Annotated in this window: 6 protein-coding genes; 3 read left to right on the plus strand and 3 right to left on the minus strand. The window is 59.9% G+C overall.

Features of this window, described 5'->3' with window-relative positions; genetic code table 11:
- Both VZ95_RS14130 and VZ95_RS14135 read right to left on the minus strand, forming a co-directional pair.
- Positions 1–352 (minus strand): hypothetical protein (locus VZ95_RS14130; protein WP_156995308.1); only part of this gene is annotated, 352 nt, incomplete at its 3' end.
- 278 nt (positions 353–630) lie between these two features.
- Positions 631–1,008: a winged helix-turn-helix transcriptional regulator gene (locus VZ95_RS14135; protein ID WP_045776428.1), complete on the minus strand. Its 378-nt coding sequence runs from the start codon at positions 1,006–1,008 to the stop codon at positions 631–633.
- 125 nt (positions 1,009–1,133) lie between these two features.
- Here VZ95_RS14135 and gstA point away from each other — a divergent pair, with 125 nt between their 5' ends.
- The 3 genes from gstA to VZ95_RS14150 are packed head-to-tail and all read left to right on the plus strand — an operon-like array spanning position 1,134 to position 2,352.
- Entirely contained in the window at positions 1,134–1,745 is a 612-nt protein-coding gene (gstA, locus tag VZ95_RS14140; RefSeq protein WP_045776429.1) for a glutathione transferase GstA, read from the plus strand.
- Positions 1,742–2,119, plus strand: coding sequence for a nuclear transport factor 2 family protein (locus tag VZ95_RS14145; RefSeq protein WP_045776430.1), 378 nt, complete (start codon positions 1,742–1,744; stop codon positions 2,117–2,119). The genes gstA and VZ95_RS14145 overlap by 4 nt, the downstream gene beginning before the upstream one ends.
- A gap of 17 nt (positions 2,120–2,136) precedes the next feature.
- Positions 2,137–2,352 (plus strand): tautomerase family protein, encoded by a 216-nt coding sequence (locus VZ95_RS14150; protein WP_045776431.1) that lies wholly within the window; start codon positions 2,137–2,139, stop codon positions 2,350–2,352.
- Between the two features lie 58 nt (positions 2,353–2,410).
- Here VZ95_RS14150 and holA read toward each other — a convergent pair.
- Positions 2,411–3,193, minus strand: a 783-nt coding sequence (gene holA, locus VZ95_RS14155) for a DNA polymerase III subunit delta (RefSeq protein WP_045776432.1), incomplete at its 5' end; no start/stop codon positions are given.

Here is a 3,193-nt window from a genome sequence, read left to right on the forward strand (position 1 = left end):
TCGAGATCAAATCGATCTTTTTCAGAACGAGATCTTTAAACGTCTGCGTCGCGCCAAGCTCCATCGCTTTCAGCAAATGCTCTTTTGCGATTTTAACGGCTTCTTGCTTTTTGCCCTCAAGACGCTGCAAGGCAAATTCGCGCGCTTGCTCCAAGGATGAATCGACCAATTTGACATTGGCATCGAGGGAAATAGACTTAATCGCTTCGCTGACTTTGATGAAATACTCGCGGGCGATGGCTTTATCTTGCAACTGCCCCCGGACATTGCGCACGATCCGATCAACCTCGGCAACGCGCCCCGTGGCCGCAGCAACACGCGCGCGATCGACATCAATATCGATGCGCTGCATTTTGCTTTCCACCATTTTCCGCTGAATTTCGCGGTCTTTTGTCGGAATACATGGGTTATCGCCAAAAAGTTGGGGCGCGCATAGGTCGCATATCCCTGGTGAGGTTTACGCGATTCGTCGCACTATCTCGTTACTGTAGCAAAAAACCAAGCGGAAACAAAATTTACCGCAACATGTTTCCGCCCTTCTCTGTCATACACGGCGATGGCCGCCGACTGTGTTGCAAAAGATATATAGGTTAACGACGGATATTCTCCAAATCGTCCCCCGGCATCCTCCTATTCAGCGGCGGCGTTCAGGGCCTCCATCGAAGCTTTACGCTGCTTAAGCCGAGCACCGACATCAACGATAGCCGCTATCGCGGGGACGAGTTCCTGCCCAAGATCGGTCAGCGCGTAATCGACCGACGGCGGCGAGGTCGGCATGACCGTGCGCGTGACGAGGCCGTTTTCCTCCATATCTCGCAGCCTTTGCGTCAGCACCTTGGCCGAGATCGCCGGAATATCGGCGCGCAACTCGCTAAACCGGCGCGGACCGCCACTTAGATACCAGATGACATTGGGCGTCCACGCGCCGCCGATCAGCGACATACAGGCGAACAGCGGGCAGCTTGGCAGGGGGGCTGGCGACTGATTTTTGCGGCGTTTCAAGGGCATAGGCCAAACTCGCGTTACCAATTGGATACTAGAAAACCATCATAACCAAAGGTTCTCTAGTTTCAAAAAGTAATCGATGCGCTATCCAAGCGTCGGTCTCCCCTTATCTGAAAGGACCGACGACAATGAAGCTCTACTATTCCCCCGGCGCTTGCTCGCTTGCCTCCCACATCATTCTGCACGAAGTGGGAAAGCCGTTCGCAGCCGAGCGGGTTGATCTTGCAACGAAGACTACCGCAAGCGGCGCGGCTTTCGGCAGCATTACCCCGAAATCCCAAGTCCCCGCCCTGCAACTGCCGAGCGGCGATGTGCTAACCGAAGGCGCGGCGATCCTTCAGTTTATTGCCGATAGTGCGGCGGCGACCACGCTCGCCCCGCCGGTGGGCACGCTCGCCCGCGCCCGGGTTCAGGAACTGCTGAACTTTACCGCCTCCGAACTTCATAAAGCCTTCGGCCCCCTCTTCTCGGCAACCGCCTCCCAAGCGGCTAAGGACGCCGCGCCCGCCGCCATCGGCAAATGTTTCGACTGGCTCGAAGCTCTGCTGAGCGATGGCCGGGAGTATCTTACCGGCCCTCAGTTCACCGTCGCCGACGCTTACGCCTTCGTTGTCGCGGGCTGGGCGGGCCCGACTGGGATCGGGCTTTCGCGGTGGCCGCAGCTTGAGGCCTTCGTTGCGCGCGTAAAGGCCCGGAGTAGCGTAAAGGCCGCACTACAGGCCGAAGCGCTTGCCGCATGAGCGACCTTTTTCAAGAAATCGTCCCCGTGCTGAATACCTATTTCGATGGGCTCTATTTCAGCGATACCGCGCGGCTGCGGCAGGTCTTCCACCCGCGTGCCCAATATGTTTGCGCGTCCGATGGCACCCTGCTCTACCGAACGATGGACGAATATTTCCCCATCGTCGCCGTCCGCCCCGCCCCCGCCAGCCGGGGGGAGCCGCGCCGCGACCGCATCGCCTCGATTGCTTTCGCCGGGCCGGTGACGGCAATCGCGACGGTGAACTGCGCCATCGGTGCAAAATATTTCACCGATCTGCTGACCCTGATTAAGCTCGACGGGCGCTGGCAGATCATCTCCAAAGTCTTTCACGCCGAAGACCAGGCCGCTTAATCCGGAAGGAAGCTCCCATGCCCTACGTCAATATCAAGATCACCAAGGAAGGCGCGACCGCCGACCAAAAGGCCGCCCTCATCAAAGGCGTCACCGATTTGCTGGTAACAGTGCTCAATAAAAACCCCGCGACCACCTTCGTCGTGATCGATGAGGTCGAGATGGAACATTGGGGTATCGGCGGGCTTCCCGTGGAGGAATACCGCAAGAAGCTGAAAGCGGAGAAAAGTTAGGCGCGTCAGCGCCGCTGATCCGTTTAGTTTTGTCAGCGCCGCTGGTAGTTTAGTCCTGTCAGCGGCGCTGACGGCGGGCGTTCTCGGACACTTCGAGCAGCGCCCGCGCGCACATTACCTCGTCGGGCAGGGCGGAGCTTTTGCACTGGGCTTCCGCCTCCATTAGCCGCCCCAGCGCCGCCGTGGCGCGCGGTAAGGGCCAGAAGCGGGCTTGCCGCGACAGGCGCTCGGCATCGCGCTTGAAGGCGGGTGGGCGTAAGGCCCCGATGGCGGCATCGGCGCTCTTGCCCCCCGCCACCTGGGCGGCCACCAAATGCAGCCGCTGCATCTGCCGAATCATCATGCGCATGATCCCTACGGGCGACTCGCCGTCCATCATCGCCCGGCGGAAGGCGAGATCGAGCGCCTCGGTGCGCCCGTCGAGCGCCGCCTGGATCACGTCATCCAACGATTGCACCGCGCTATCGCCGACCGAGCCCTGCGCATCCGCCAGCGTCACCCGCGTTTGGCCGTGCAGATACAGTGTGAGCTTATCGAGTTCCGACCGGCTCATCATGCGGTCGCCGCCTAAATGCTGCGTGAGATAAGCGAGCGCATCCGGCTCCGGGGTTAGCCCGGCTTTGCGCAAAGTCTCGTTGATGACCTGCCCAAGATCGGCCCCGCTATCGTGATAGCAAGGAACGGCCACCGCCGCCGCGTGGCTTTCGCATAGGCTGCGCAGGGAGGATTTGGCCGCAAGATCCCCCGCCTCAATGGCAATCACCGCGTCGCCCGGCAGACCTTCTAGAAAGCCTTTCAGAATGGCCGTCAGCCGGAGTCGCTGGCATCGCGCAGCCAAATC

This window comes from Elstera litoralis, from assembly GCF_000963705.1.
Classification (GTDB): Bacteria; Pseudomonadota; Alphaproteobacteria; order Elsterales; family Elsteraceae; genus Elstera; species Elstera litoralis.

Excerpts from the sequence above, each read along its gene's own strand:
- VZ95_RS14150 (WP_045776431.1), top strand. The coding sequence starts at position 2,137 with ATGCCCTACGTCAATATCAAGATCACCAAGGAAGGCGCGACCGCCGAC.
- VZ95_RS14135 (WP_045776428.1), bottom strand. The coding sequence starts at position 1,008 with ATGCCCTTGAAACGCCGCAAAAATCAGTCGCCAGCCCCCCTGCCAAGC.
- VZ95_RS14145 (WP_045776430.1), top strand. The coding sequence starts at position 1,742 with ATGAGCGACCTTTTTCAAGAAATCGTCCCCGTGCTGAATACCTATTTC.
- gstA (WP_045776429.1), top strand. The coding sequence starts at position 1,134 with ATGAAGCTCTACTATTCCCCCGGCGCTTGCTCGCTTGCCTCCCACATC.